At 75.2% G+C, this 842-nt stretch carries 1 protein-coding gene; it reads right to left on the reverse strand.

Annotated elements, in window-relative coordinates; all coding sequences use genetic code 11:
• Window positions 1–127: 127 nt before the first annotated feature.
• On the reverse strand, window positions 128–842 hold a 715-nt coding region (locus tag JFN87_RS33270; RefSeq protein ID WP_209346248.1), incomplete at its 5' end, for an RDD family protein.

Here is an 842-nt window from a genome sequence, read left to right on the forward strand (position 1 = left end):
GGCGAGCGCCCGCGCGCGCCGGCCGCATGCCGGCGCGCGGACCCGCGCCGGGCGCGTGCAGCAGCACTCGCTGGGCCGCTGACCGGGGCCACGTGGCCGCCTCTCAGGGCGGCGGACGGCGTTCCGCTCAGGCCTGGACGACGACCGTCTTGGCCGCCTTGTCGTGCAGCCCCTGCTTGTACGGGCGGCTCGCGACGATCGTGATGGCGATGATGATCCACCAGACGCAGAAGCAGCACACCAGCGCCGGCAGCCACAGGACGACCGCCCGCGTCAGCGATGCCCCGACGCTCGGGAGTGCGCCGTCGGCCAGCAGCCCCACCCGCAGCTTGAGCCACCGTTTCCCGAGCGTCTGCCCGCGCGTGTGCGTCATCCAGGTGTCGTAGCCGATGTACGCAACCAGGGAGACGAGCGCCCACAGCCACTGCTGCCCCGTGCTGAACTGATCTCCGAAGGCGTCTGCCTCGCTCTGGCCGTTCGACGTCGAGAAGTCGAAGCCGTTGACGGCGATCGAGATGATCGCCAGCGGGATCGCGATGATGAGGGCGTCGATGATGCGGGCCGCGAGCCGCGTGCCGAACGACGCGAGTGGCGGCATGCCGGCGAGCGGTTCGCCGCCGCGGAACGGGCCGCCGCCTCCGTAGGGGCCGCCGCCGTAGGGTCCGTCGCCGCCGTACCGGCCGCCGCCTCCGTAGGGTCCGTCGCCTCCGTGGGGGCCGCCGCCTCCGTAGGGGCCGCCGTCGTGGGGCCCGCCGCCGTACGGGTCGCCCGGGCCCTGTGGCCCGCCGCCGTACGGGCCCTCGCCCGGCCCGGCGCCGGGCGGCGGGGGCTGGCCGTACGGG

Source organism: Streptomyces montanisoli (assembly GCF_017813245.1).
Lineage (GTDB): Bacteria > Actinomycetota > Actinomycetes > Streptomycetales > Streptomycetaceae > Streptomyces > Streptomyces montanisoli.